At 46.6% G+C, this 26045-nt stretch carries 15 protein-coding genes, 2 rRNA genes and 1 riboswitch; of the genes, 9 read left to right on the forward strand and 8 right to left on the reverse strand.

Annotated elements, in window-relative coordinates; translation table 11 throughout:
* Positions 1 to 60 precede the first annotated feature (60 nt).
* Together serA and ygfZ are read left to right on the forward strand one after the other, a co-directional pair.
* Entirely contained in the window at positions 61 to 1290 is a 1230-nt protein-coding gene (serA, locus tag L5M51_RS10230; RefSeq protein WP_105251515.1) for a phosphoglycerate dehydrogenase, read from the forward strand.
* Between the two features lie 154 nt (positions 1291 to 1444).
* Positions 1445 to 2407: a tRNA-modifying protein YgfZ gene (gene ygfZ / locus L5M51_RS10235; RefSeq protein ID WP_263172560.1), complete on the forward strand. Its 963-nt coding sequence runs from the start codon at positions 1445 to 1447 to the stop codon at positions 2405 to 2407.
* An 88-nt stretch (positions 2408 to 2495) separates the two neighbouring features.
* Here ygfZ and L5M51_RS10240 read toward each other — a convergent pair whose 3' ends face one another.
* The 3 genes from L5M51_RS10240 to L5M51_RS10250 form a co-directional block, all read right to left on the reverse strand.
* Complete coding sequence (locus L5M51_RS10240; protein WP_263172562.1) at positions 2496 to 3512, reverse strand: two-component system response regulator; 1017 nt, start codon at positions 3510 to 3512, stop codon at positions 2496 to 2498.
* Between the two features lie 48 nt (positions 3513 to 3560).
* Complete coding sequence (locus tag L5M51_RS10245; protein WP_263172564.1) at positions 3561 to 8888, reverse strand: PAS domain S-box protein; 5328 nt, start codon at positions 8886 to 8888, stop codon at positions 3561 to 3563.
* 130 nt (positions 8889 to 9018) lie between these two features.
* Entirely contained in the window at positions 9019 to 10377 is a 1359-nt protein-coding gene (locus tag L5M51_RS10250) for an alanine/glycine:cation symporter family protein (protein ID WP_105251512.1), read from the reverse strand.
* Between the two features lie 250 nt (positions 10378 to 10627).
* Positions 10628 to 10757: riboswitch (glycine riboswitch) on the reverse strand.
* Between the two features lie 448 nt (positions 10758 to 11205).
* On the opposite strand from L5M51_RS10250, the gene L5M51_RS10255 reads away from it, so the two are divergent.
* The 6 genes from L5M51_RS10255 (at position 11206) to napB (ending at position 19336) form a co-directional block, all read left to right on the forward strand.
* The gene (locus L5M51_RS10255; RefSeq protein ID WP_263172565.1) at positions 11206 to 11841 is read left to right on the forward strand and encodes an ABC transporter ATP-binding protein; all 636 of its coding nucleotides are present in this window, start codon (positions 11206 to 11208) and stop codon (positions 11839 to 11841) included.
* A 28-nt stretch (positions 11842 to 11869) separates the two neighbouring features.
* On the forward strand, positions 11870 to 14509 hold the full coding sequence (locus L5M51_RS10260; RefSeq protein WP_263172567.1) for an FtsX-like permease family protein: 2640 nt from the start codon (positions 11870 to 11872) through the stop codon (positions 14507 to 14509).
* Positions 14509 to 15708, forward strand: a complete 1200-nt coding sequence (locus L5M51_RS10265; protein WP_263172569.1) for a lipocalin-like domain-containing protein — start codon at positions 14509 to 14511, stop codon at positions 15706 to 15708. Before L5M51_RS10260 ends, L5M51_RS10265 begins: the two co-directional genes overlap by 1 nt.
* Positions 15709 to 16146: 438 nt before the next feature.
* A complete protein-coding gene (locus tag L5M51_RS10270; RefSeq protein ID WP_071940060.1) occupies positions 16147 to 16416 on the forward strand; it encodes a chaperone NapD in 270 nt (89 codons plus the stop codon).
* Positions 16413 to 18908, forward strand: a complete 2496-nt coding sequence (gene napA, locus L5M51_RS10275) for a nitrate reductase catalytic subunit NapA (protein WP_113939719.1) — start codon at positions 16413 to 16415, stop codon at positions 18906 to 18908. The genes L5M51_RS10270 and napA overlap by 4 nt, the downstream gene beginning before the upstream one ends.
* A complete protein-coding gene (gene napB, locus L5M51_RS10280; RefSeq protein ID WP_263172570.1) occupies positions 18905 to 19336 on the forward strand; it encodes a nitrate reductase cytochrome c-type subunit NapB in 432 nt (143 codons plus the stop codon). Before napA ends, napB begins: the two co-directional genes overlap by 4 nt.
* Before the next feature lie 268 nt (positions 19337 to 19604).
* On the opposite strand, the gene L5M51_RS10285 is transcribed toward napB, so the two are convergent.
* Positions 19605 to 19757, reverse strand: a complete 153-nt coding sequence (locus tag L5M51_RS10285) for a hypothetical protein (protein WP_081729124.1) — start codon at positions 19755 to 19757, stop codon at positions 19605 to 19607.
* Between the two features lie 93 nt (positions 19758 to 19850).
* Here L5M51_RS10285 and L5M51_RS10290 point away from each other — a divergent pair, with 93 nt between their 5' ends.
* Positions 19851 to 20738 (forward strand): LysR family transcriptional regulator, encoded by an 888-nt coding sequence (locus L5M51_RS10290; RefSeq protein ID WP_105251505.1) that lies wholly within the window; start codon positions 19851 to 19853, stop codon positions 20736 to 20738.
* A gap of 154 nt (positions 20739 to 20892) precedes the next feature.
* Here L5M51_RS10290 and fusA read toward each other — a convergent pair whose 3' ends face one another.
* From fusA to L5M51_RS10310, 4 genes are all read right to left on the reverse strand, one after another.
* Positions 20893 to 22986, reverse strand: a complete 2094-nt coding sequence (fusA, locus tag L5M51_RS10295) for an elongation factor G (RefSeq protein ID WP_107402610.1) — start codon at positions 22984 to 22986, stop codon at positions 20893 to 20895.
* Between the two features lie 440 nt (positions 22987 to 23426).
* A complete protein-coding gene (locus L5M51_RS10300; RefSeq protein ID WP_263172571.1) occupies positions 23427 to 24881 on the reverse strand; it encodes a diguanylate cyclase in 1455 nt (484 codons plus the stop codon).
* A gap of 678 nt (positions 24882 to 25559) precedes the next feature.
* Positions 25560 to 25675 (reverse strand): 5S ribosomal RNA (gene rrf, locus L5M51_RS10305).
* A 139-nt stretch (positions 25676 to 25814) separates the two neighbouring features.
* Positions 25815 to 26045, reverse strand: a 23S ribosomal RNA gene (locus tag L5M51_RS10310); the annotation flags it as partial.

Genomic DNA, 26045 nt, shown 5'->3' on the forward strand with positions numbered 1-26045 from the left:
GGGTGAAGGTTGTGAGCATATCATAAGAAACATTTCTATTAATTAGAGGGTACCCATATCATGGCGAAACATTCGCTGGACAAGGATAAGATCAAGATCCTGCTGTTGGAAGGCGTCCACCAATCTGCGGTCGATGTATTTGAACGTGCGGGATACACCAATATCGAATACCACAAAGCTTCCTTAAGCGATGAAGCCTTACTTGAGTCCATTAAAGATGCGCATTTTGTGGGACTTCGTTCGCGTACCCAATTAACTGCAGAGGTGCTGAAACGTGCCGAGAAGTTAATCGCGATAGGATGTTTCTGTATTGGAACCAACCAAGTTGACCTTGCCACCGCCGAATCCCTTGGTATCCCAGTATTTAACGCGCCATTCTCAAACACTCGCAGTGTTGCCGAACTCGTGATTGGCGAAATCATTATGTTGATGCGGGGTATCCCTGAACGCAACGCTATCGCTCACCGTGGTGGCTGGATGAAAACCGCAGCGGGCAGCTATGAAGTGCGTGGTAAAACCTTAGGTGTAATTGGTTACGGCCATATTGGTACTCAGCTTGGCATTCTGGCGGAAACCTTAGGTATGCGTGTCGTGTTCTTCGATATCGAAGACAAACTGCCACTAGGTAACGCACAACAAGTCCATTCGTTGGAACTCCTATTAGCACAAGCTGATGTAGTAAGCTTACATGTCCCTGAAACTCCACAAACAAAAGACATGATAGGCGCTGCCGAGTTTGCAGCAATGAAAAAGGGCAGCATCTTTATCAACGCATCACGCGGTACTGTAGTCGATATTGAAGCTTTAACCGTTGCGTTAAAAGAACGTCACCTCGCAGGTGCAGCAATCGATGTATTCCCCGTTGAACCACAATCGAATGACGATGAATTTATCAGTCCTCTACGCGGTTTAGACAATGTTCTCCTCACGCCGCACGTCGGCGGTAGCACGGCCGAAGCCCAAGAAAACATTGGTATCGAAGTCGCGGGTAAGCTCGCTAAATACTCAGACAACGGCTCAACCGTTTCTGCGGTTAACTTCCCTGAAGTGTCATTACCAACGCATAAAGGCACCTCGCGCTTGCTGCATATTCACCAAAACCGTCCGGGCGTGTTGATCAAGATCAACCAAGCCTTCTCGGAAAAAGGCATCAACATCGCCGCCCAATATTTGCAGACCACCGCAGAAATTGGTTATGTCGTGATGGAAGTCGACACAACTCAAGCGGAAGAAGCCTTAGTTGAACTTAAAGCCATTGAAGGTACATTGCGTACCCGCGTGCTGTTTTAAACTTTAAACTCCACTCGCTTTAAGCCTATCGACTAAAGCACACATAATAAGGCGCACAGATCATTCACAGATATGTGCGCCTTATGCTTTTGAGCCAACTGGAATTCCGTTACAATCTAGCCTCTCACATCGTCTTCATTTTCAGGATCTCGCTATGACTATTTCAGTTTCTACGCCCCATTGGGATCTGGACGCTACCTTGCCTCCACTTATGCTTGCCAACTTATCTCATTTGGGCCTCATCAAAGTCGTTGGAGAACAAGGCCGCAGTTTTATCCATGGCCAAGTGACCACAGATATCAGCTCATTGGCCACAGATCAATGGCGCTGGGGCGCCCATTGCGATCCTAAAGGTAAAATGCTGGCCAGTTTCAGAACCTTTGCCATTCAAGATGCACTCTTTATGTTGATGCCAAAGGATGCCATCGAAGTCGATTTACCCCAGTTACAAAAATATGCCGTGTTTAGTAAAGCCACCCTAAGCAATGCATCCGCTGAGTGGACTCTGCTCGGGGTTGCCGGTGAACAGGCAAACCAATTCGTGAACAAACATTTTGGTGACATTCAGCAAGAGCTCACACTCATTGAAAATGGTGCGATTTTAAAAGACGCTGAACGTTTTATTTTAGTATTAACACCAGATGCCGCAGCAGCTTTAGTTGCGCAATCGGAACTGAGTGTATTTGACGCCAGTGCATGGCAAGCGTTAGAGATTGCAGCAGGTTACCCCAACCTTGCCGCCAGCCATGCCAGCCAGTACGTACCGCAGATGTGTAATCTACAAGCGGTTAACGGTATCAGCTTCAACAAGGGCTGCTACATGGGACAAGAAACCATAGCGCGAATGAAATATCGCGGTGGTAATAAACGCGCCCTGTATATTTTGCGCGGTCACACCAATCTTCAAATCAACCTAGCATCAGGCCTTGAAATCGCGATGGAAGACAGTTTTCGCCGTGGAGGTCAAATCATTGAGTTTGTACAGCGCGGCAACCAAGTCTTGTTAACCGCCGTACTTCCTAATGACACGGCTAATGATACTCAACTACGTTTTGCCGACGATGAACAATCACATTTAACGATCCAAGCCCTGCCTTACTCATTAGATGAAGCATAATACTTTGATTTAATATGATTAGTATAAAATATTGAAGCAGAATAAAGGCGCCAATGGCGCCTTTATCTTAGTCAATGCACTTCGAGCATTAATTTTCTAAATAAGTATCTCGAATAGCAATTGCTTCTGGCAGGATTTGCTTGAACTCCTCCACAAGCTTAGGATCGAAATGTTTTCCCGCTTGATTTTCAAATAGCTCCATAGTCGCTTCAATCGTCCAAGCCTGCTTGTAAGGACGCTGGGACGTCAACGCATCGAACACATCCGCAATCGCGGTGATACGCCCTTCAAGGGGAATTTCTTCGCCTACCAAGCCATTGGGGTAACCTGAACCATCCCACTTCTCATGGTGAGTTAAGGCGATACGGCGGGCCATTTGCAATAACGGATCGCTATGTTCACCAATAATTTCTGCACCTATGGCGGCGTGCTGCTGCATAATTTCCCATTCCTGCGCATCAAGTTTCCCAGGCTTTTTCAGCACTGCATCAGGCGTACCGATTTTACCAATATCGTGCATAGGCGCCGCATTAAAAATCAAGTCACAAAAGGTTGTCGGTAAGCCGAGCTTTATCGCTAATATACGGGCGTAATGGCTCATACGCACAACATGTAGACCCGTCTCGTTGTCTTTGTATTCAGCGGCACGACCAAGACGACGGATAATCTCGAAGCGGGTTTCTTCTAATTCGTGAGTACGAACTTTAACTTGTTGTTCGAGTAGACGTTTTTGATCATAGAGCGCAAGATGCGTTTTAACTCGCGCTTTAACGACAGGCGCACTGACAGGCTTAGTAATGTAATCCACCGCGCCCAATGCAAAACCTTGGGCTTCATCAGCAATTTCAGATAAGGGGGTCACGAAGATCACCGGAATATGGCTGGTCAGCGGCTCTTGCTTTAGCAGCTTGCAGACTTCATAGCCATTCATACCTGGCATCATGACATCGAGTAGAATCAAGTCAGGCCGCGATTTTGTCACTAACGCTAATGCCCTTGGCCCATCGATCGCCACTTTGACTTTGTAATCATCACCTAGAATACCAATCAAAATATCAATATTCTCAGGTGTGTCATCGACGACTAATATTGTTGCTTTTTCCATTAACAACTCCACTCAATGTCACGCATTATAAATTCGCGCTACCGCTTTCTATCCTAACTGTGTAATCACATCGTCAATTAAGTCGATTGCCTCATCAAACTGATACTGGTTAATCATAGATAAAGCGGGGCTTAATGTTTGCCACATTGCACTACTCACCTTCGGCTTTAACGCATCAATTTTTGCCACAGCGCTGGCATCGGCTTCATCTAGATTCTGACGTAAGACCCGTAATGCGGCTCTCAAGTCCTCATCTGATAGCAAGTCCACCGCTTGGGGCTCGGCTTGATTCACTATCACAGGCTTAGCCTGTTCAATCGCATCGCAGATAGAGGCCACTAGCGGTTGAATTTGAACCAATTCATCTTCATAAGGCGCTTTCTCTGTTAAATGCAACTCAAGCAAACGCGCTAATTCCACCAATTTTGCCGAACTTAAATTACCCGCTAAGCCTTTAAGGGTGTGGGCGATACGCACGGCATCTTCGACTTGATTCGCCGCTATCGCTTTGCGAACCTGCTCCACGACATTACGTTGACTGCTCACAAAACGATCAAAGATTCGTTGATAAAGACGCGTCGAATGCTGTACCAGTTGCAAACCTCTATCGATATCCAACTCAGGGTGTTCTGGCCACTTGAGCAATACCGTTTGATCAGCGCCATTGCTGACTTCACCCTGTGCGCTGGACGAAGTTAACCGAGTTGAGGCTTCCGCCCTTATCGCAGCAGAAATTCCAGAAGAAGATCCGAGGTATTTCAATAGGGTTTGATAGAGCACATTCACTTCTATGGGCTTGGCAATATGGTCATTCATCCCTGCCCTAAGACACATATCTCTATCACCAGCCATCGCATTAGCAGTCATAGCGACGACAGGTAAATTTGCCAACTCAGGCCTTTTCCTTATCGCTTTAGTGGCTTGATAACCATCCATCACCGGCATTTGGCAGTCCATTAACACTAGATCGAAATGCTGTTGGGATAGCTTATCTAAGGCAATTTGGCCATTGGTCGCTATGGATAAAATAATCCCCACTTGCTCTAAAAACTCGCTGGCGACTTCCAGATTCATCTCGTTATCTTCCACTAATAAGATACGCTTCCCTTGAAGTGGCAATAATAACTGCGGCGCCAGCTCTTCAGTGCGGCGTCTCACTGGCAATATGCCTTCACGGCCAATCGCATTCATTATGCCATCGAGCATGCGTGAGGCGCTGATGGGTTTACTTATGTACCCCGCCAGTGCTAATTGCTCAATTTGAGTGATAAATTCATGATTAGCATGGGCGGATACCATCAAGATCTTAGGCTGAGACTTAGCCTGTAGTTGGATCTGACGGGCGGTTTCTAACCCGTCCATATTAGGCATTTTCCAATCGATTAATGCCACTTCATAGGTCTGCAGTAAGCAGCGGCTTATTGCTTCTTCACCTGAACGAACCGTATCGACTCTAAAGCCCATACTTTCGAGCGTTGTACGCATTATGTCTCTGGCGGTCGCGTTATCATCTACCACCAGCACAGACATGCCCTCAAGCTCTTGCTCAAGCACTAATTTTTGGCCCTCGGAAATTTGTAACTTCACAGTGAAATAGAAGGTGCTGCCATGACCAAATTGACTTTCGACACCAATATTGCCCCCCATGAGTTCAACGAGTTGCTTACAAATAGCCAAGCCTAAGCCTGTACCACCGTATTTACGGGTGGTTGAAGTATCCGCTTGGGTAAAGGATTTAAATAATTTTGCTTGCTGCTGCTCAGTTAAGCCTATGCCGCTGTCACGCACACTAAAACGCAGCACGACATCATCATCTTGCTGTTCAACAAGATTTAACGACAGTAATACTTCACCCCGCTCGGTGAACTTAATGGCGTTATTCATCAAGTTAATCAACACTTGACCTAAGCGTAGCGAATCACCATATAAATAACGCGGCACGTTAGGGGCGACTGCAAATAACAATTCAATCTGCTTGTGGGCGGCTTTCTCAGAGAACATATCGCTGAGATCTTCTAGCATAGTATCGAGCTGAAATGGCACTGAATCTATGTCGAGCTTACCCGCTTCAATCTTAGAGAAATCCAGAATGTCATTGATAATAGACAGTAAAGACTGCGATGCCCTCTCAATCTTCTCCACATAGTTTTTCTGTTTTTTATCTAATTCGGTCTGTAAGCACAGCTGGGACATGCCGATAATGGCATTCATTGGGGTGCGTATTTCGTGGGACATATTCGCCAAGAAGTCACCCTTTGCTTTACTGGCGGCATCGGCTTGCTCTTTGGCAAGTAACAGTTCATCGGAAAGCAATTTAAGCTCTGTCATATCGACCATGCTGATCACAGCCGATTCAAATTGTCCTTGGGCATCTAACAATGCCGACACATTGACCGTCATCCATAAAGGCGCACCGGAAGGACGAATAAAACTTCTCTCGCCACGATAATGGTCAATTTTGCCACCGACTAATTCCTTAAATTGCGCCTTGGCAATAAGCTTATCTTGCGCGCTAAGGACCTCAAAAATTGCGGTATTGCGTAAACTCTCCCGTGACCGCGCCATATCGGCACAGAATTGGTCATTACAATCTAAGATAACGCCTTTAACATCCACATTGACGATACCAATGGTCGCACCATCGAACAGTGCCTTAAAGTGCGCTTCACTGAGGGCTAACTCTTGTTCTATGCTCTTGCGTTGGGTGATGTCCATTACATACCCATTCCAAGTAATGGCGCCATCTTCTTCTACATGGCCGCTCGCCCCCGCCTCCATCCAACGTATGCTGCCATTGGGATGGCGATAACGAAATTCGCGGATCCATTGAAACCTATCTTCACTCTTACCCGAAAGTGCTCGCACGACATCCGGCCTTTCGTCATCAAAAATCCGCTCAGCGATGGTGTCAAAATTACTAATAAGATCATCACGATGTAGCCCCAGCATTTTCATTGCCGCACCAGAGAGAAAGGTAAATCTGCGATCAGTAGGCGAGTGCCATAACAATTGGTACACGGTACAAGGAATAGACTCTGTAATATTGGTCAATTGCAGGCGCGAAGCCTCCAACTGCCCTATAGCAAGCTTACTCTCTGTGATGTCATCAATACTGCCGTCGAACCAAAGTGGAACGCCCTCTTCGGTATAACTTGCCTTACCTTTCTCATGCACCCAGCGCACACTGCCATCGCGATGGCGGATACGATATTCCACTTCAAAGGTTTCTTGCTGCGCGAGTGCCCTATCAATATGCAAATGACATGTAGGCCGATCCTCTTCTAAAATCAGCGAAGCAAAAGTACGTTGGCGATTTTCAATAAACTGACTCGCTGCATAACCCGTAATCTCAGCAATATTGTCACTGATATATTCCATGAACCATACATCCGCGATACGAGTCCGATAAACGGCGCCGGGAATATTAGTCACTAAGCCACGAAAACGCTGTTCGCTATCACGGATCTTCTGCTCAACGGCCAGTTTTTGCGTCATATCGCGTATTGAAGCCGCCACTTGCCTTTGTCCATCAAAGGCAGGGGGAAGAATACTCAGCGCTATTTCCGCAATAAATTCATTACCATCGGCTTTTAAAGCCCGAACATGACGGGCATTTGCCATGCCTCTATCGCGGCCTTCGCGCAGGAATGTTTGCTGCTCAAGTACATGCCCGTTTCCTAACTCTTGCGGCAATAACGCCTCAACCTGCAAACCCAGCATAGCGCCCGTTTTGTATCCAAAGAGCTGCTGACAGCGACTGTTAGTAAAGACGATTTTCCCAAGTTCGTCGACAATGAGCATGGCCTCTGGAGCGGCTTCTAGTACGGCATTTGACCAGACTGCCGCTGAAAACTGCTCAGTAACATCGGTAAATAACATCTCCACCGACATTAACTCACCCGTATCTGATAATAATGGCTGCATAAACACATCGAGCCTTCTTAAATGCCCTTTTTCATCCAGCATTTCCACTTGGTGCGAAGGCACATTTTGGCCCTTTAAGGCTAAATCGGTATATTCCCAGTTCTTCTCATTGAGGGGATTAGCCGAGAAGAGCCTTTGATATTTGCGCTTGAGCAAATCAGGGGTAATCCCCAACACCTTAGTTACCCCCTCACTGACCTGGGCGAGTTGACCATTAGGTTCGAGGGAACAATAGAAAGATTTATCACTCATACCATCAATTAGGCGCGCAAAGCGATTACCGCGAGAATCAAGAATGGCTTGTTCACGTTCTGCGAGTAATTCCGCCATTTGATTGAAGGTAGTACTCAGCGTCACAATTTCACTCACGGCACCTTTAGGTACAATGAGCTGCTGAGTTTTACCCTGTCCAAAGGACAAGATACCCGACTCGAGTAGCTCTAGCGGCCGAGTTAACCGTTTCGCCGCGAGATAACAGGTCAGCAATAATAAGAGGGTTAATAAACTTAAATTGAGGATGATAGATGCTAGATCATCAAGCAGGGAGTTGAATAAATCTTGTTCTGGCGCTAATACAATCACACGCCACTTTAGTTGCGGTACAGTCGCAATACTCGCAAGATAAACAACATCTTGGTTATCAGCAAACCTTGTTTGACCATCAAGCCTTTTATCCTGTAGCGTCCAAAAATCGGCATTTTTATTCTTATCGAGCCACTGGGCTGAAGTCGTTGCCAGCACTTTTTCTTTATCTATATGATAAATAAGCCGCCCTTGATCGTCTAAAACCACCAGACGATTTGGTGCAATCCCCAATTGTTTTGGCAATTCATCTAAAGCTAAATCAACCGTGGCGACCCCAAAATAATTGCCGACCTCACCAAAAGGAGCCGAATAGGTCACCATCAGAATATTCCCCGCCCCCTCATCAAAGTATGCCTTTGACCAATAACCGCTCGCTTGATTGATAGCCTTGCTCCACCAATCCCAAGTACCATCGGTATAGTCGTAGCCTTCAGCGCCAATATCGAGGTAGTGTAAATCGTTACCACCACTTGTATCGCGGTAAACATAGGGGGAAAAGAGCTTTCGATTGGGGAAGGTATTAGGTTTAAACGCGACTGCGGAGCCAAAAAAATCAGGGTTACGTTTGACTCGATTCATCAAGACACTTTTAACACTCTCAGTGTCATTCATGTCTTCTTTACTTGACAAAAAACCAATAAAATCAGCAAGGCCTTGGGTGTTGGCCTGCGCATGCTCGAGCAGAAACTGCAGACGAGAAGCTGAATGACTCGCCTCTTGTGTCAAGCTATGGTACAGCCGATTCTCTGAGGAGATATAACTAAACCAAGCGTTTACACCATAGACACTCGCCATAATTAAAATGAGAGGCAAGGCTATGTGGGATAAAATCCTACTGCGAAAAGTACGAAGTTTACTTTTTTCCATGGCGTCGCCCTAAAGCCCTCGATTTTATAAGCACTGCATTTAAAAATAGCACTTATAAAGTAAACGAAGAATTTAGTGGCGACAATGTTAAAGTTAAAATAATGTGAAGTAATTTATTGTTTTAAAAACACTAATAAGCCGTCTCTAAGGTTTGATTAGGTAAGATACGAGCAAAATAGCTTTGGGTTTCGGCGATAATGATATGCCTCAAGCCCACAATGGCGATCAAGTTAGGGATAGCCATCAAACCATTAACCGTATCGGCCAACAACCAAATCACATCCAGTTTGATAAAAGCACCACCCGCAATCAGCACCAAAAACACCACTTGATACATGCGTAACCCGCGCTCACCGACTAAGTAATACCAACAGCGTTCACCATAATAATGCCAGCCCAAAATCGTTGTAAACGCAAAACACACTAGCGCAATCGTCACCAAATACTGACCCACAAGCGCTGAGCCTCCCAGAGCAAAAGCAGCACTCGTCATCGCCGCGCCCGCAGTTTCACCACTCCATACTCCTGTGATGATCAGCACTAAGCCCGTCATAGTACAAATAATGATGGTATCGAAGAAGGTGCCCGTCATGCTGACCAAACCTTGCTCAACGGGTTCATTGGTCTTCGCGGCAGCGGCGGCAATCGGCGCACTACCAAGGCCAGATTCGTTCGAGAACACACCGCGGGCAATACCGATTTGAATCGCCTGTGCGACTGTCGCCCCTAAAAAGCCCCCCGCAGCTGAGAGTGGCGTAAAGGCAGATTCAATCACTAAAGCTAAGGCGGGTAAAATCTGCTCGGAGAAACCGACTAAGATCCACACGCAGGCCAGCACATAACCAATCGACATCGCAGGCACAAGTTTTTGCGCCACATTTGAAATGCGCTTTACGCCACCCAAAGTGACTGCGGCAACTAACACAGTCAACACAGTTGCAGTCAACCAAGTCGGCACCTCAAAGGCAATCGTCAGTGCATCGCTGATGGCGTTAACCTGTGCAAAAGTACCGATACCGAAAAAGGCCACACCAACCCCAAAAAGAGCGAACAATTTCGCCATCCAAGGCAGACCAAGGCCGCGCTCGATATAATACATAGGGCCACCCGCAATCTGCCCACGAGCATCGGTGGTACGGTACTTTACCGCCAACATACATTCAGCATATTTAGTCGCCATGCCGAAAAATGCCGCCAGCCACATCCAAAATAACGCCCCAGGGCCACCCATTTTTATTGCCGTCGCCACGCCAACAATATTACCGGTACCGATAGTGGCGGACAGCGCAGTACAAAGCGCGGCAAAGGAAGATAAATCCCCATGACCTTTGGCGGGTTTAAACAACAATCCCATCGCCATCGGCAGACGAAATACTTGGATAAGCTTGAGACGCACAGTGAGGTAAACCCCTGTACCCACCAGCAAACAAAGGGTAATTGGGCCCCAGACGATGCCATTAATACTGGCAAGTAAAGCTTGAAAACTCATGATATTCCTCGAATATTAAACAACAAAATTAATAAACGGAGGAGGAAAAGAAATGGCTGTGACGCGCCGCAGTCGGACGCTATAGCGAGCTATTTTAACCTAATCTCGGCCGAGAATCGCCTAAGCTGAACGCTAAAAGCGTAGCAAGCGAGAGCTCTACACGAGTGCTTTCAATAAGAGCAAAAGTGCTCCATCTCAAGCAAAAGAGTAAAAATAGCCCACGACGACAAACGACAGGGACTGTGCAGTCATCCTCTCCTCTGTCCTTTTGCCTGAGCGTTTCGCGTCGCAGGTTATACAATAACACCACGACACTTTCGCCTTCGGCGCCACCTGATTGCACAATGAGTGCAACTGGTAGTCTCTCCAGAGGCTCGTCCAGTAACAGTCCACGCCTATCGGCACCTGAAAGAGTGCTTTGTTTTTTATAAGAAGACTCGCTTCTGTAAAACCAAAGTTGCCTCGTCGGTGTGGGGTCAATTCCCCACTCTCCTGCTACCTTCATCCGAACGGATTGCTAGATTGAGATTTACTCCCAAGCTAACAGGACGCACAGAATGCAACAAATGCGACGTCAGCTCAAGCCGTTTGCTCACAGTTCGCAGAGGATTTAATCCAGTTGACTATTTTTACACCAAATGACGATTTATGTTTTGTTACCCCGTGGATGATCCTATTACAAGAAAAATCAGTATCTATCTGAATAGAAAATGCTTTACCTTGAACATAGAATGGCAATGCTAAATTGCGGCCACTAAGTAAGTTGCAGCCGCAGTTTGAAACACTGCTTACCACACCCGCCGCCAATGGATATAAAGGAGTTGCTCAATGGCCGACGTCGCTAAGCTTAACCAAGTCACCAAAGGCTTTCGCGATGGTGAGCAATATCATCAAGTGCTGCAAGCGGTTAATCTACAGATCCACAGAGGTGAAACCGTGGCGCTTACAGGTCCCAGCGGCAGCGGTAAGAGCACCTTGCTCAATCTAATTGCCGGTTTTGAAATGCCAGACTCGGGTGAAATCTTGCTAGAACAAGCGTCCACCTCTACTTGGCAAGATAAAGAGTGGAGCCGTTTCAGACGTAATTCCTTAGGTGTCGTGTTTCAGCAATTTAACTTACTCACGCCACTCAACGTGAAAGACAATATCGCCTTCTCCTTAAGTTTAACCGCGCAGCCATGGTCGCCTTGGTGTGACTATCTGGTTGAAAAACTTGGACTGATGCCATTACTTCACCGCCAAGTTGAAGCCCTGTCCGGCGGTCAACAACAGCGCGTCGCCATCGCCCGCGCCTTAGCCCATAAGCCAACCTTATTGTTAGCCGACGAACCCACGGGTAACTTAGATGATGTATCGGGTAAGCAAGTCATGGCATTACTGTGTGAACTGGCACGGGAAAGCCAAACCAGTATCTTGATGGTCACCCACAGCGAAGAATGCGCCGCTTTCATGCAAAAACGTTGACATTTATCCCAAGGTGCAGTCGCTATCTATGAACAATAAACCGCTCACTAAGGCGACTCCCACAGCGCTTAAGCAAACTTGGCTAAAGTCAACTTGGCTTAGGCTGACGTGGCTCAGCCTAAAAGTGTTTATCGCCCATTATCGCCATACGCCCATACAAGCAGGTGCCATTCTGCTCGGTATCGCCTTAGCCGTCACTCTGCTCATTGGAGTCAAGGCAACCAACGACAATGCCGTGCGCAGTTATAGCGAGGCGACTGAGTTACTGAGTCAACGCGCCGATGTGCTACTCACGCCGCCCCTTGGACAAAACACTTTAGATGAATCTGTCTATTTCGCCTTGAGACGAGCCGGATTAAGTCAGAGTCTTGCCGTCGTGAGTGGCAAAATCTCCGGTAAAAACGGTCAGTTCTGGCAACTGGAAGGCAGCGATTTGATCGCCGCATTAACACTACAAAAATCGAGAAGTAACGCCTCAACTGACACACAATCAACCACCTCGCCACAGATGAATGACTTACCGCTTGCCGATCTCCTCAACGGCGCAGCCACAGTAATCATGAGCCGCAGCCTAGCTGCCAAAGTGGCACCAGAAGGTAAACTTGTTTTAGAAAATAGCACCTTAGATGTCATTGCAATTGATGACAGTTTTGGTCTCGGCAGCGCCATCTTGGCCGATATGTCCCTCGCCCAGCGATTACTAAACATGCAAGGCAGATTGAGCTATATCGCCATGTTCAGTGAGCGAGAAAACCTACCTAAACTAAAATCCCAACTCGACGCTTTAGGGATTACGCCGCAAAAGGCCAGCTTTAGCCAGCAAGATCAAGGCCAAGCGCTGATAGCGCTGACCCGCAGTTTTCACCTTAATCTTAATGCTATGAGCATGTTAGCCTTCGTTGTCGGCCTCTTTATCGCCTATAACGGTGTGCGCTACAGCCTAATGAAACGGCAAAAACTGTTAGTGCAGTTATTACAACAGGGAATAGAGCGCCGCGCCTTGATGACGGCACTGATGTTCGAATTAATTTTGTTAGTTGTCATAGGCTCAAGTCTGGGCTTTATCAGTGGTTTGCAACTCAGCCACTGGCTGCAACCTATGGTCGCCATGACCTTAGAGCAAATGTATGGCGCCCACTTACTCCCCGGTATTTGGCAATGGACTTGGCTTTTTGAGGCAATTGCCCTCACTTTAATTGCCGCGCTCGCCGCTTGCTTGCCCTTGTATTTAGATCTTACGCGCCAAGCATTGGCACAAGGGGCGAATCGTTATCAGCAAATGCAGGCACACCGCAAAACCCATAGCATTCAATTTGCCTTAGCCTGTGGCTTATTGACCTTAGCGGCATTGCTGTTTCCCTTCAGCCAAAGCTATAACATCAGCTTAGTGTTGCTCGGTATCGTCGCTATCGCTATTCCCTTATTGTTACCACAATTATTGCATTGGGGCGTCAGTGCGTTAATGCCCTTGGCGCGTCCTGGATTATGGCAATATCTGCTCGCCGAAACCCGTGAGCTTATTGCACCGCTTTCCCTTGCAATGATGGCGATCTTACTGGCGCTCAGTGCCAATGTGTCGATGAACACCCTCGTTGGAAGCTTCGAACAAACCCTGCGATCTTGGCTAGAAACTCGCTTGCATGCCGATCTCTATATCCGCCCACCAAGCCAGCGTATCGACACTATTCAAACCCAATTGATGCACGATCCAAGAGTCAGCGGTCTTTATCAGCAGTGGCAGATTGAAGCCCAGCTTTCACTGCCAGTTTCAACGGATAATCCGAGCGAGCAGACGATTCCGGTGAGCCTACTCAGCCGCGATGAATTTTCGACTCGGCACACCAGTGCGCTTAAGGAAAGCCTGCCCACATTGTGGCAATCCTACTTTAATGCACCCGTTGTATTGGTGAGCGAACCTCTAGCCATCAAATACCAATTACAGCTTGGTGATACTGTGTCATTGGATGTGCTTGAGAAAACAGGTAACAGCAAAGCCATTATTGGCGGCATTTATTATGACCACGGCAATACCCGAAACGAGGTCATTATCAGCCAGCCACTTTGGCAACGGGCCCAGTTACCTGTACTGCCGGTGAGTTTAGCGGCAAGTTTTCGCGGTAAAGAGCAAGGCAGTAGGATAAGTGAAGCAGAACTGGATCAACTACAAGTCCAACTGGCGACTGAGCTAGGTTTATCCCAAGCGCAAATCTACAGCCAAACTAAGATTAAAACCCAAGCTATCGCTATGTTTAAACGCACTTTTTCCATTACCTTAGTGCTGAATAGTTTAACCTTGATTGTCGCCGCAATTGGCCTCTTTAGTGCCTGCTTAATGTTGACTCAGGCAAGGCAAGCGCCACTGGCACGACTGTATTCCCTCGGCGTCAGTCGTAATGCTCTGCGCGGTATGGTGTTTATGCAAATGTTGATTGTGGTACTGATCACTTGCCTGCTCGCTATGCCAACGGGCGCGCTATTAGGTTACCTACTTATTAATAAGATCACCTTGCAAGCCTTTGGCTGGACGATAAAAATGATTTGGGATTGGCAAGCTTACGGCCATGCAATACTGATTGCCTTAACCACCTGCACCTTAGCCGTACTCTTACCGCTGTATTGGCAAACCCGCAAGCCACTGGTCGCCAGTCTGCAGCAGGAGACACTGTGATGAAAACACTCAGTATTGTATGGGCAGTAATTGGGTTAATGCTTATCGGCGGCTGTGATAAAACGCCATCGACGCAAAACACTCAGTCCAAATCCATGGCCAATGTGGTGGGGAAAACCTCGACTAATCAAGATGATTTAGCTTTTACGCCTGTTGTTCCCGGCTATAGATTTGAATTTCCGCGGGATCACTTAGCACATAACAGTTTTCGCCAAGAATGGTGGTATCTAACCGCGAATTTGACCACAGAGAAAGGTGAGCAACTCGGCGCCCAGTGGACGCAGTTTAGAGTCGCCCTGAAACCCACAACTCTGCAAACAATCGCTCCACAAACAACAGTTCCGCAAGGAACAGATGTGATAGCTAAAAATGAATCCACGTGGGAGACTCAGCAGCTTTACTTGGCCCACAGCGCATTAACCTCGAGTCAAACTCATCTGGCTCACGAAAAGTGGTCGCGCCGTCATAGCGAGTTTGCCGAGGTAAAATTAGATCCTTATCAAATCCGCCTCGATAACTGGCACTGGCAGAGCGAAACCAATGCACTCTTTCCCGCGACCTTAACGGTGGAGAATCCTGATTTTAGCTATCGACTTCAGCTTAATAGCCAAGCGCCACTGCAATACCAAGGCGTTAACGGCTATAGCCTTAAAAGCCGCGACGGCCAAGTGGCCTCTTACTATTACAGCCAGCCCTTTATTGAAATTTCAGGTGAAATCAACCGCTATGGCAAAGTGGAACGAGTCACAGGCCAAGGTTGGCTCGACAGGGAATGGAGCTCGCAATTTCTCACTAAAACGCAACAGGGCTGGGATTGGTTCGCGCTGAGGTTAAATGATGGCTCGACGCTAATGTTGTTTCAGCTACGGGATCAGTCTCCGGCAGAGTCCGCAAAGAATGCACCTATCTCAGCATTTTATAGCGCCAGAAGAATGTTTGCCGATGGCACTGGGCGCAACATCAATTCCACTGACAATCCCAATGACATTCAGATAACGCCTCTTAAATGGCAACACACAGTCAATGGCGACTATCCCGTTAGCTGGCAAGCCAAAATCCCCAGCGAAAATATCGATCTCACTATCACCCCGCTCAATCCCAATAGCGCTATGCCATTATCAACGCCCTACTGGGAAGGCCCAGTGCAACTCTCTGGCAGCCATACAGGTACGGGTTATATGGAGCTGACGGGATATTAACGTCTATGCATACTAAACAATGTGAATATAACTAATTGTTTCTAAATATGTTCTATCGCAGGATTTCGCAAGCATGCACGTCAGCTATTGCTCTTACCCAGAAATTTTATATACACCTGTAATTGGTAAAAAAGTATTGGATTCCCATCTACACACTTGTGCTTCCGTTAATGTTCACGGGTTCCAGATATGCACAATAGTATTCTCCATAAATGTACTCCTCACTATGTCCTAGTGAGGACAGTGCTAACCGCTTAAATATCAAACTGGGAGTTAGATCACTCGCAAAACTTTGATCCGGATCGACTATCGCTTTCAATACCTCTTGTGAGGTATACCCACATTTTTTATCAGGTCTAGACTCGCCAGTATCAGCACTCGGTTACCCTCCTTTTTAATCTTAAGTAACCGAGTTTACGCTACTACAGGTCATCCAATATGAGTCAGGAATACCACGTCACCAGCCTTGTGGTGCATGCCACGCCTAAAACCTTACAGCAGGTTGAAGCCAATATCCGCGCATTAGTGGGTACTGATATTCATGCAATTACACCCGAAGGAAAATTGGTCGTTACCCTAGAAGGGAGTAGCCAAAGAGCGATTCTTGACAATATTGAAGCCATCAATGCCCTGTCCGGCGTGTTATCTGCCAGCTTGATTTACCACCAAGTAGAACCCTTAGTACAAGAGAGTGAGGAAATATTATGAGCATAAGCCGCCGCGAGTTTCTCAAGGCCAACGCAGCGGTTGCCGCTGCGACGGCCGTTGGCGTCACACTTCCCATTAAGATGGTCGAAGCCGCCGAACAAGCTGACAGTATCAAGTGGGATAAAGCTCCCTGCCGTTTCTGCGGTGTGGGGTGTAGCGTATTAGTGGGCACCCAAGCGGGCAAAGTGGTCGCCACTAAGGGCGATCCTGAAAGTCCAGTCAACCGTGGCCTTAACTGTATTAAAGGTTATTTCCTATCAAAAATCATGTACGGCAAGGACAGATTAACCACGCCATTGCTGCGGATGAAAGACGGCAAATACCATAAAGAAGGTGAGTTCACCCCAGTCAGCTGGGATGTGGCCTTCGATACTATGGCCGCGAAATGGAAACACAGTCTCGCCACCAAAGGCCCGACGTCGGTAGGTATGTTTGGCTCTGGTCAATGGACTATTTGGGAAGGTTATGCCGCCTCTAAACTTCATAAAGCAGGCTTCCTTACCAACAATATAGATCCTAATGCGCGCCACTGCATGGCCTCAGCCGTAGGCGGCTTTATGCGCACCTTCGGTATCGATGAGCCCATGGGTTGTTATGACGATTTAGAAGCCGCCGATCAGTTTGTGCTCTGGGGCGCAAACATGGCGGAGATGCACCCAATTCTGTGGGCAAGAATATCCGATAGACGTTTAAGCAGTCCAACGTGCCGAGTGCATGTGCTGTCGACCTTTGAGAACCGCAGCTTCGATTTAGCCGATAACCCTATGGTGTTCCGCCCACAGTCGGACTTAGTGATCCTCAACTATATCGCCAATTACATTATTGAAAATAAAGCAGTTAATACCGACTTTGTTACCAAACACACTAAGTTTGCCTTAGGCGTTGACGATATAGGCTATGGCCTGCGTCCAGAACATCCATTAGAGAAAAAAGCTAAAAATCCAGGCAATGGTAAATCCACGCCCATTAGCTTTGACGAGTATGCCAAGTTTGTCAGCACTTATACGCTGGAATATGCCGCCAAGATGAGTGGCGTCGAGCCAGAGAAGCTGGAGATTTTAGCCAAAGCCTATGCCGACCCTAACGTTAAAGTCATGAGTCTGTGGACCATGGGCATTAACCAACACGTTCGCGGCGTGTGGGCGAACAACATGCTTTACAACATCCATTTGCTCACGGGCAAAATTGCCACACCGGGTAACAGTCCTTTTTCATTAACAGGTCAACCTTCGGCTTGCGGGACTGCCCGTGAAGTCGGTACTTTCGCCCACCGTTTACCCGCCGATATGGAAGTCACTAACGACAAGCACCGCGCCATTACCGAAAAGCTATGGCAAGTGCCAGAAGGGACAATTCCCGCCAAACCTGGCTACCATGCCGTACTCCAGAGCCGAATGCTCAAAGATGGCAAGCTCAACTGCTACTGGACAATGTGTACCAATAATATGCAGGCAGGCCCCAACATCAACGATGAAATCTATCCAGGTTTCCGTAATCCAGAAAACTTTATCGTAGTTTCAGATCCCTACCCAACCATCACAGCTATGGCGGCAGATTTAATTTTGCCAACGGCAATGTGGGTTGAAAAAGAAGGAGCTTACGGCAATGCCGAGCGCCGTACTCATATGTGGCATCAGCAAGTAAAAGCCCCAGAAGGCGCAACCTCAGATCTGTGGCAACTAGTCGAATTTTCGAAACGATTCAAAGTCTCCGAAGTCTGGCCAGCCGAACTGATAGCCAAACAACCGGAATACGCGGATAAAACCTTATATGAAGTGCTATTTGCCAATGGCGTGATCGACAAGTTCCCAACTTCCGATTGCAAAGCCGAATTAAACGATGAGAGCGAACACTTCGGTTTCTACCTGCAAAAAGGTATTTTCGAAGAATATGCAGCTTTCGGTCGTGGCCATGGCCACGATTTAGCCGACTTTGACCGTTACCACGAAACCCGCGGCCTACGCTGGCCAGTCGTTAATGGCAAAGAAACGCTGCGCCGTTTCGTTGAGGGGAGCGATCCTTATGTCAAAGCGGGTGAAGGCTTTAAATTCTATGGCAAGCCAGATGGCAAAGCGGTGATTTTCGCCCTGCCCTATGAACCCGCCGCCGAAGAGCCGAATGAAGAATACGATTTGTGGATGTCGACTGGCCGCGTGCTGGAACATTGGCACACAGGCTCGATGACAGCCCGCGTACCAGAGCTTTACCGTGCCTACCCCGACGCGCAGATTTTCATGCATCCAGAAGATGCGAAAGCTCGCGGCGTACAACGTGGTGACGAAGTCATAGTGGCCTCACCGCGCGGTGAAGTGAAAACCCGAGTTGAAACCAAAGGCCGTAACAAACCGCCACGCGGCGTAGTATTTATGCCTTTCTTCGATGCGCGCCAGTTAGTCAACAAACTGATATTGGATGCAACCGATCCCCTGTCAAAAGAAACTGACTTTAAAAAATGCCCAGTGAAAGTCTTCAAGGCGGAGAATAACCAATGAGAAAAATACTCACCTTAACTGCGTTACTCGTCGCCATTACCGGCTGTTCAGGCCAGCAAACCGACACCAACGTAGCACCAGTTAATATTCAATCCCTCGCAGGAAACATGGCGATCACCGACATTCGCCCAGCCGATGCTATGGCGATTTATCCTAGTCGCGGCTCCGCCATTGAGCGCAGTTTTAGCGAGCAACCCCCGCTCATCCCACATAAGGACGATTACAAGATCACCTTAGATAAAAATGGCTGTTTAAGCTGCCATAGTTGGGACAAGGCAAAACGCATGAAAGCCACACCAGTAGCTAAGTCCCACGTGATTGATGATAAAGGCACAGTTAACGGACATAACTATGCCTGTACTCAATGCCATGTCGCTCAGGCCGAAAACAAGCAACCACTCGTCGAGAATCAATTCTCCGGCAAGTAAATCTCCATCCCCTGCAAAGCCAAGCCACCCGAATTGATTAGGGTGGCTTTTTTGCTATTTAAGCATCCAATCCTAATGAGTTAGCTTAGAGCCAGTAATAAGTATTCAAGTAAATATAAGACTAAACGTCTATCGCTGGTTCAGCGTCCGTTGCTGAACAGTACTTTCACCAAGGAAGGGATTGAGCAGAAGTTAAAAAGGCAAAGTGAGAATCGAGGGAAATGAAAATAAGAGCAGAATCTAAAACGCAGAAAAGTAAAAACCCAGCCTAGGCTGGGTTTACTTGTTGTTTTGCTTTATGCAAATCACCCGCTGGAGCCGTTTTAGTTACTTGCGCCGCTTTAGCGTTTTGCACATCTTTTGCCACAGGCATAGCCGCCTGCCACAAAGCACCTACCCACAGACTTGAACTTGATTTCATCGGTATTCCCCTGTTTTGTTAACAAGGTCAAAGTAATACTTAGGCTATCATTAGTAAAATGAATAAATTCCATAATATGGATTCCATTTGAGCATGAACATCCCAATCAAGACCTTACAGTGTTTTCTGACCTTAGTGGAAACTGAAAACTTTACCCGCGCCGCGCAGAAATGTTTTATCACCCAGCCGACACTAAGCAAAATAATCCAGAGACTTGAAGAAAGCCTTGGTGAAACCTTGCTGATCCGGAATAACCAAAAGGTTGAGTTAACTCAAGCTGGTCAGCTCTTTGAGCACAGTGCACGGGAAATCCTCGGCCAATGGCATAGACTGCAGGAGGACATGAGTAACCTTAGCGGTCTTAAATCGGGGCGGTTGCGACTGGGTGTATGTCCTATGATGAGCAGTCTTATTATTGGTTTGCTCACTAGCTATCGTAAGCGTTATCCGGGAGTTGAACTACACATGTATGAGTACGGTGGATTCGGCTGCGAACAAGCATTGCTCAATAACAGTCTCGATATCGCCTTTACCGCGCTCCCCACGACCCATGAGACAGAACTCGTCAACCAACCCCTGACTAAGTACCCTTTACTCGCATGCCTGCCTGAAGGACATCCCTTAGCCGAGAAAGACCACTTAAAATGGCAGGACTTCCAGCCCTATCCTTTTATCCTCTATAACGAAGACTTCTCCCTCGCTAAACTGATTAATCGCCTCAGTCGCAAAGCAGGTGTTCAACTCAATATTGCCTTTCGCAGCGGCCAGTGGGATTTCCTCGCCGCCATGGTCGAAGCCGATATGGGCGTCGCTATTTTACCTGAGCCTATCTGCAATCGATTAAGCACCAGCAAACTGGTCTTTAAACCTATGCAGCCCGCAATGACATGGGATCTGGCGCTTATTTGGCGCCAAAGTTTACCTTTAACACCGGCGGCCAAGGCCTTGCTTGAATTGAGTAAACAAAAAACTGAACGCTGAGAAGATAAAGCAAGAACTAATACCAATCACATTATTTTAAACAACGGGATACGAAACTTCGTCAGCCGTAGCGGGTGATTACAGTTGGATCTCTCCCATAAAAAAACCGCTGCGAGCCTAGAGGCCGACAGCGGTTTTTAAGGTAAGTTAAGAATTACTTCTTAGCTTCAGCAGCCTTACGTTCTTTAACTTGAGCAACAACTTTCTCAGCTACGCTAGCTGGACATTGGCTGTAGTGTGAGAACTCCATAGAGAACTGACCACGACCAGAAGTCATTGTACGTAAAGTACCGATATAACCGAACATTTCTGATAACGGTACGTCAGCTTTAACGCGAACACCTGTTACACCAGCAACTTGGTCTTTGATCATGCCGCGACGACGGTTTAAGTCACCGATCACATCACCCACGTTGTCATCAGGGCTGAACACGTCAACTTTCATGATTGGCTCAAGAAGTTGTGGTTTAGCTTTAGCGATAGACTGACGGAAAGCGCCTTTAGCAGCGATTTCGAACGCGATTGCTGATGAGTCAACTGCGTGGAATGCACCGTCAGTTAATTCGAACTCAACGTCTAACACTGGGAAGCCAGCGATAGTACCTGTGTTCATCATGCTCGCGAAACCTTTCTCAACTGCTGGCCAGAATTCCTTCGGAACGCTACCACCAACAACTGAAGATTTGAACACGAAACCAGTGTTTGGCTCACCTGGGCGGATGATATATTCGATCTTACCGAATTGACCAGAACCACCTGATTGTTTCTTGTGAGTATATTGATCTTCAACCATTTGAGTAATGGTTTCACGGTAAGCAACTTGTGGCTCACCTACGATCAATTCAACACCATAAGTACGCTTCAGAATGTCTACTTTGATATCTAAGTGAAGTTCGCCCATACCTTTAAGGATGGTTTCACCTGAATCTTCGTCAGTTTCTACGCGGAATGATGGATCTTCAGCGATCATCTTACCGATTGCGATACCCATTTTCTCAGAACCGCCTTTATCTTTTGGCGCTACTGCGATAGAGATAACTGGCTCTGGGAACACCATAGCTTCTAAGGTAACTGGGTGTTTCACGTCACATAAAGTGTGACCAGTTTGAACGTTCTTCATACCCACGATAGCGATAATGTCGCCAGCTTGAGCAGATTCAATTTCAATACGGTCATCAGCTAGCATTTCACACATACGGCCGATACGTTCAGTCTTGCCAGTCGCGCTGTTCAGGATGGTATCACCCTTCTTCAGACGGCCTGAGTAGATACGTACGAAAGTCAGGGCACCGAAACGGTCATCCATGATTTTGAACGCTAACGCTTTTAATGGCTCATCAGCAGAAACGATAGCGAATTCGCCAGTTTCGTTGCCTTCTTCGTCAGTTAATGGCTGTGGTTCAACTTCGTCTGGTGCTGGTAAATAATCAACAACAGCATCAAGAACCAGTTGCATACCTTTGTTCTTGAACGCAGAACCACAGTATGTTGGGAAGAAAGCCATAGTACGAGTACCTTTGCGGATACAACGCTTGATATCTTCGATAGATGGCTCTTCGCCTTCCATGTACGCTTCCATCACAGCATCGTCTTGCTCAACGGCAGTTTCGATCAGCATTTCACGGTATTCTTCAACCATGTCAACCATGTCAGCAGGTACATCTTGGATATTAAAGTTTTCTGGTAAACCAGACTCATCCCACACGTATGCTTTACGAGATAACAGATCAACAACACCAGTGAATTCGTCTTCAACACCGATTGGCAGAACCATAACCAGTGGAGTAGCAGCTAATACGTCTTTAGTTTGCTTAACTACGCGTAAGAAGTCAGCACCCATACGGTCTAACTTGTTTACGAAGATAATACGCGCAACTTCAGATTCGTTCGCATAGCGCCAGTTAGTTTCTGATTGAGGCTCAACACCGCCTGAACCACAGAATACACCGATACCGCCATCAAGCACTTTCAGAGAACGATAAACTTCAACGGTGAAGTCAACGTGTCCTGGAGTGTCGATAACGTTGAAACGGTGATCTCTCCAGAAGCAACTTACAGCAGCAGACTGAATAGTAATACCGCGCTCAGCTTCCTGTACCATGAAGTCAGTGGTAGATTCGCCATCGTGAGTCTCACCGGCTTTATGGATTCTTCCTGTTAACTTAAGGATACGCTCGGTGGTCGTGGTTTTACCCGCGTCAACGTGAGCGAAGATACCAATGTTTCTGTATTTGGATAATTCGGTCATGATTCAACTTTAATGAGTAGTTTAAGAAGTAGACGGAGTATGCGACAAACACCGACACACCGCACATCAGATTATTTTAGGCGCATATTGTAAATTGGAACCCTGCTCGGCGCAAATGGCTAGAGTACTTTTTCACGATAAAGTCGCGTAATAATTTAGGTAAATAGCCATAAACACGAACTAAAACAGATAAGTAAAACACTTTAGCTTATTTTTCACTCAATCAATAAAAAACCTTAAATAAACCTCATTTTAATGGGATAAAGCGATTTTCAAGGGATTTCTATCATATCGTCAGTACAAACATCAAACATTAACCTGCAAGCATGGATGCTAGAACAATCATGTTATACCTATCTCCAAAATAGAGATGACATCCGCGACTCACTTCAATCGCAGTCTTTTACCCAAATAACCACAAATCAGTCTTGAGTAACCCCTTACGTGTCGATGCACATTTGATTGCGCCCTTGTGCTTTAGCACGATAAAGGGCTCGATCTGCCCGCTCAAAACACAATTGTATAGGTTCGTTTTCTGCGAGCTTAGCGATACCAAAACTACAAGTTAAGTGAACATTGTCAGTAAATTGATAATTGTTAATCCTCTGCGCAATCCGCACACACAAGCTTTCAACTAATGGCAATGATGACTGTTGACAGAGGATCACAAATTCTTCGCCACCCCAACGTGCGACCACATCAGAATCACGCACACAGTGCTGTAATACCTGTGACACTTGCTCAAGGATCCGATCACCGACGTTATGCCCTAGCGTGTCATTAATCTCTTTAAAGTAGTCGATATCAATCATTACAAGACACATGCCTGCCCCAGCGGATTTATCATGCTGCTCGTTATTAATAAAAAAGCGATTAAAGTAATGTCGGTTATACAATTTAGTTAAGGGGTCGTGGGTAGATAAAAATTCGAGTTCGGCATTTGACGCTTCAAGCTGTTCGCGTAAAGTTTCCAACTGCTTATTCTTATCGGTTAATCTTCGATTATATTGACTCATAAAGTAAGTTCTCGCCCCCAACATTAGGAGCAACAGACACGTCGCGCAGATAATTTGATACACAAGCGAATAGTTAGTCTCATCTATCACAGTCACATTATTCCACTTCTGATAAATCGTGATCCGCTCTTGCTCACTCACAGTGTTTAAGGCTTTATTTATCACAGGTAACAAGGACTCTTGACCATAAGCGACCCCCATCCGTAACTCATCTTCCGGCCCGCCCCAACCCGCAATTTTTAAATGATCAAATCCCATTTGTTGAATGTAAGCATTAACCGAAAACATTGACCCAACAAACAGATCTGCACGTTTATCCAGAACCGACTGCAATCCCGCAGGTTCACTGGCAACAGTAAGCATTTCTATCTGAGGATAATAATGCTGAATATACTCGGCTAAACGATAACCTTTTGGCACGGCTAAAATACGCGTATTGATATTCTCCAATCCTTGCAGAAAAGGCTGTTCTTTAAGTGAAACGAGCACATTTGGTGAGCGGAAATAGACATCACTGAAGTGCAGATAAGTTTCGCGTATTAGCGTTTTATTCAACATAGGGGTTAAATCGCACTGACCACTTTGCAACAAAGATAAAGTTTCGGTCCAAGAAGATGTCGGCACTAGCTGAAACTTAAGGGAAGAATGTGACTCAACATGACGAATATAGTCCGATGAAATCCCCAGATGCTTACCTTCTCGTATTCCTTCATAGGGCAACCAATCAGGATCAACGCAATAACGGACTATCACAGCAGACTTGACGCTAACATCTTGATCCGCAAGTTTAGCACTAGACACCATGAAACGATCAGCATTCACCAGTAATGGCATACACAGCAATAGCGACAATAACCTCAATAAGCCACGCAATTCCATTGAAATTTCAACCTAAAAGCTGATGCTAGATGGGGAATGTAAAAAAGTGTATACGTGAAAACCACACAATACCAATTCCCATCATTGCTTATACGAAACGCTCGTTTGTCCATTGTGTCTTAACGCCTTCGTACATCAGCAAAACTTATCTTCATAAGGTGATCAGTTGATGGGAAAGAACGTTGCTAACATTCACTCAGTCTGAGTTTGGTATCACATTTTAAAAAGCCAATATTTATCGCTTGTTTCATCAGGGCTATCCTAAATAACCACCCTTACTCGCCATCCAAAGCCATCATAGCGCCTTTTGCATATACAGTGGCACCTCGCCTTAATTTATGTGGCTACGTTCTTTAGCCGCTATACCGCGATCATGATGGACTGTGCGGGGGCATCAAACAAAGATGGCAGAAGATTTTATCATCTGAGATAAAACTGCCGCCTTATTCTCCGGAACTGAATCTGATAGAACAGTTGTAGCGGATATTAATAGAATTGATATAAAGCCAAATGGTGCAAATTATTCGTGTCGTGGAAGGTAAAAAAGGGATTATCGAGAGAAAAATAGGAGGGAAACTGACGAATTAAATAGACACTAGGCTGTATTTAACAAATTACAGACGCAAAAAAGCCAGCTTATTCAGCTGGCTTGGTTACATCTCAATGAGATAATTAGGCGCTTGGCGATGACCTACTCTCACATGGGGAGACCCCACACTACCATCGGCGCGTTTGCGTTTCACTTCTGAGTTCGGGATGGGATCAGGTGGTTCCACAAGGCTATTGTCACCAAGCAAATTCTGTTTATTACCGTGTCCATCTCTGGMYCACGTTAATAATAATTYGRAAAGCTGATTTGCTTTGTTTGAGTYCACACTTCATTAAGTGTYKATATTCTGTCTAAGGCTTCTTTGTAAAACCCATCTGGGTTGTATGGTTAAGCCTCTCGAGTCATTAGTACATGTTAGCTCAACGCCTCACAACGCTTACACACCATGCCTATCAACGTCCTAGTCTCGAACGGCTCTTTAGAGGAATTAAATTCCTAGGGATGACTCATCTTAGGGCTCGCTTCCCGCTTAGATGCTTTCAGCGGTTATCGATTCCGAACGTAGCTACCGGGCAATGCCATTGGCATGACAACCCGAACACCAGCGGTTCGTC

The sequence above is a fragment of the Shewanella sp. SM73 genome (assembly GCF_025653795.1).
Classification (GTDB): Bacteria; Pseudomonadota; Gammaproteobacteria; order Enterobacterales; family Shewanellaceae; genus Shewanella; species Shewanella oncorhynchi.

Coding starts and splice junctions, on each gene's coding strand:
- L5M51_RS10290 (WP_105251505.1), top strand. CDS start 19,851: ATGAACATCCCAATCAAGACCTTACAGTGTTTTCTGACCTTAGTGGAA.
- L5M51_RS10245 (WP_263172564.1), bottom strand. CDS start 8,888: ATGGAAAAAAGTAAACTTCGTACTTTTCGCAGTAGGATTTTATCCCAC.
- L5M51_RS10250 (WP_105251512.1), bottom strand. CDS start 10,377: ATGAGTTTTCAAGCTTTACTTGCCAGTATTAATGGCATCGTCTGGGGC.
- L5M51_RS10255 (WP_263172565.1), top strand. CDS start 11,206: ATGGCCGACGTCGCTAAGCTTAACCAAGTCACCAAAGGCTTTCGCGAT.
- napB (WP_263172570.1), top strand. CDS start 18,905: ATGAGAAAAATACTCACCTTAACTGCGTTACTCGTCGCCATTACCGGC.
- ygfZ (WP_263172560.1), top strand. CDS start 1,445: ATGACTATTTCAGTTTCTACGCCCCATTGGGATCTGGACGCTACCTTG.
- serA (WP_105251515.1), top strand. CDS start 61: ATGGCGAAACATTCGCTGGACAAGGATAAGATCAAGATCCTGCTGTTG.
- L5M51_RS10300 (WP_263172571.1), bottom strand. CDS start 24,881: ATGGAATTGCGTGGCTTATTGAGGTTATTGTCGCTATTGCTGTGTATG.
- L5M51_RS10270 (WP_071940060.1), top strand. CDS start 16,147: ATGAGTCAGGAATACCACGTCACCAGCCTTGTGGTGCATGCCACGCCT.
- napA (WP_113939719.1), top strand. CDS start 16,413: ATGAGCATAAGCCGCCGCGAGTTTCTCAAGGCCAACGCAGCGGTTGCC.
- L5M51_RS10260 (WP_263172567.1), top strand. CDS start 11,870: ATGAACAATAAACCGCTCACTAAGGCGACTCCCACAGCGCTTAAGCAA.
- L5M51_RS10285 (WP_081729124.1), bottom strand. CDS start 19,757: ATGAAATCAAGTTCAAGTCTGTGGGTAGGTGCTTTGTGGCAGGCGGCT.
- L5M51_RS10265 (WP_263172569.1), top strand. CDS start 14,509: ATGAAAACACTCAGTATTGTATGGGCAGTAATTGGGTTAATGCTTATC.
- L5M51_RS10240 (WP_263172562.1), bottom strand. CDS start 3,512: ATGGAAAAAGCAACAATATTAGTCGTCGATGACACACCTGAGAATATT.
- fusA (WP_107402610.1), bottom strand. CDS start 22,986: ATGACCGAATTATCCAAATACAGAAACATTGGTATCTTCGCTCACGTT.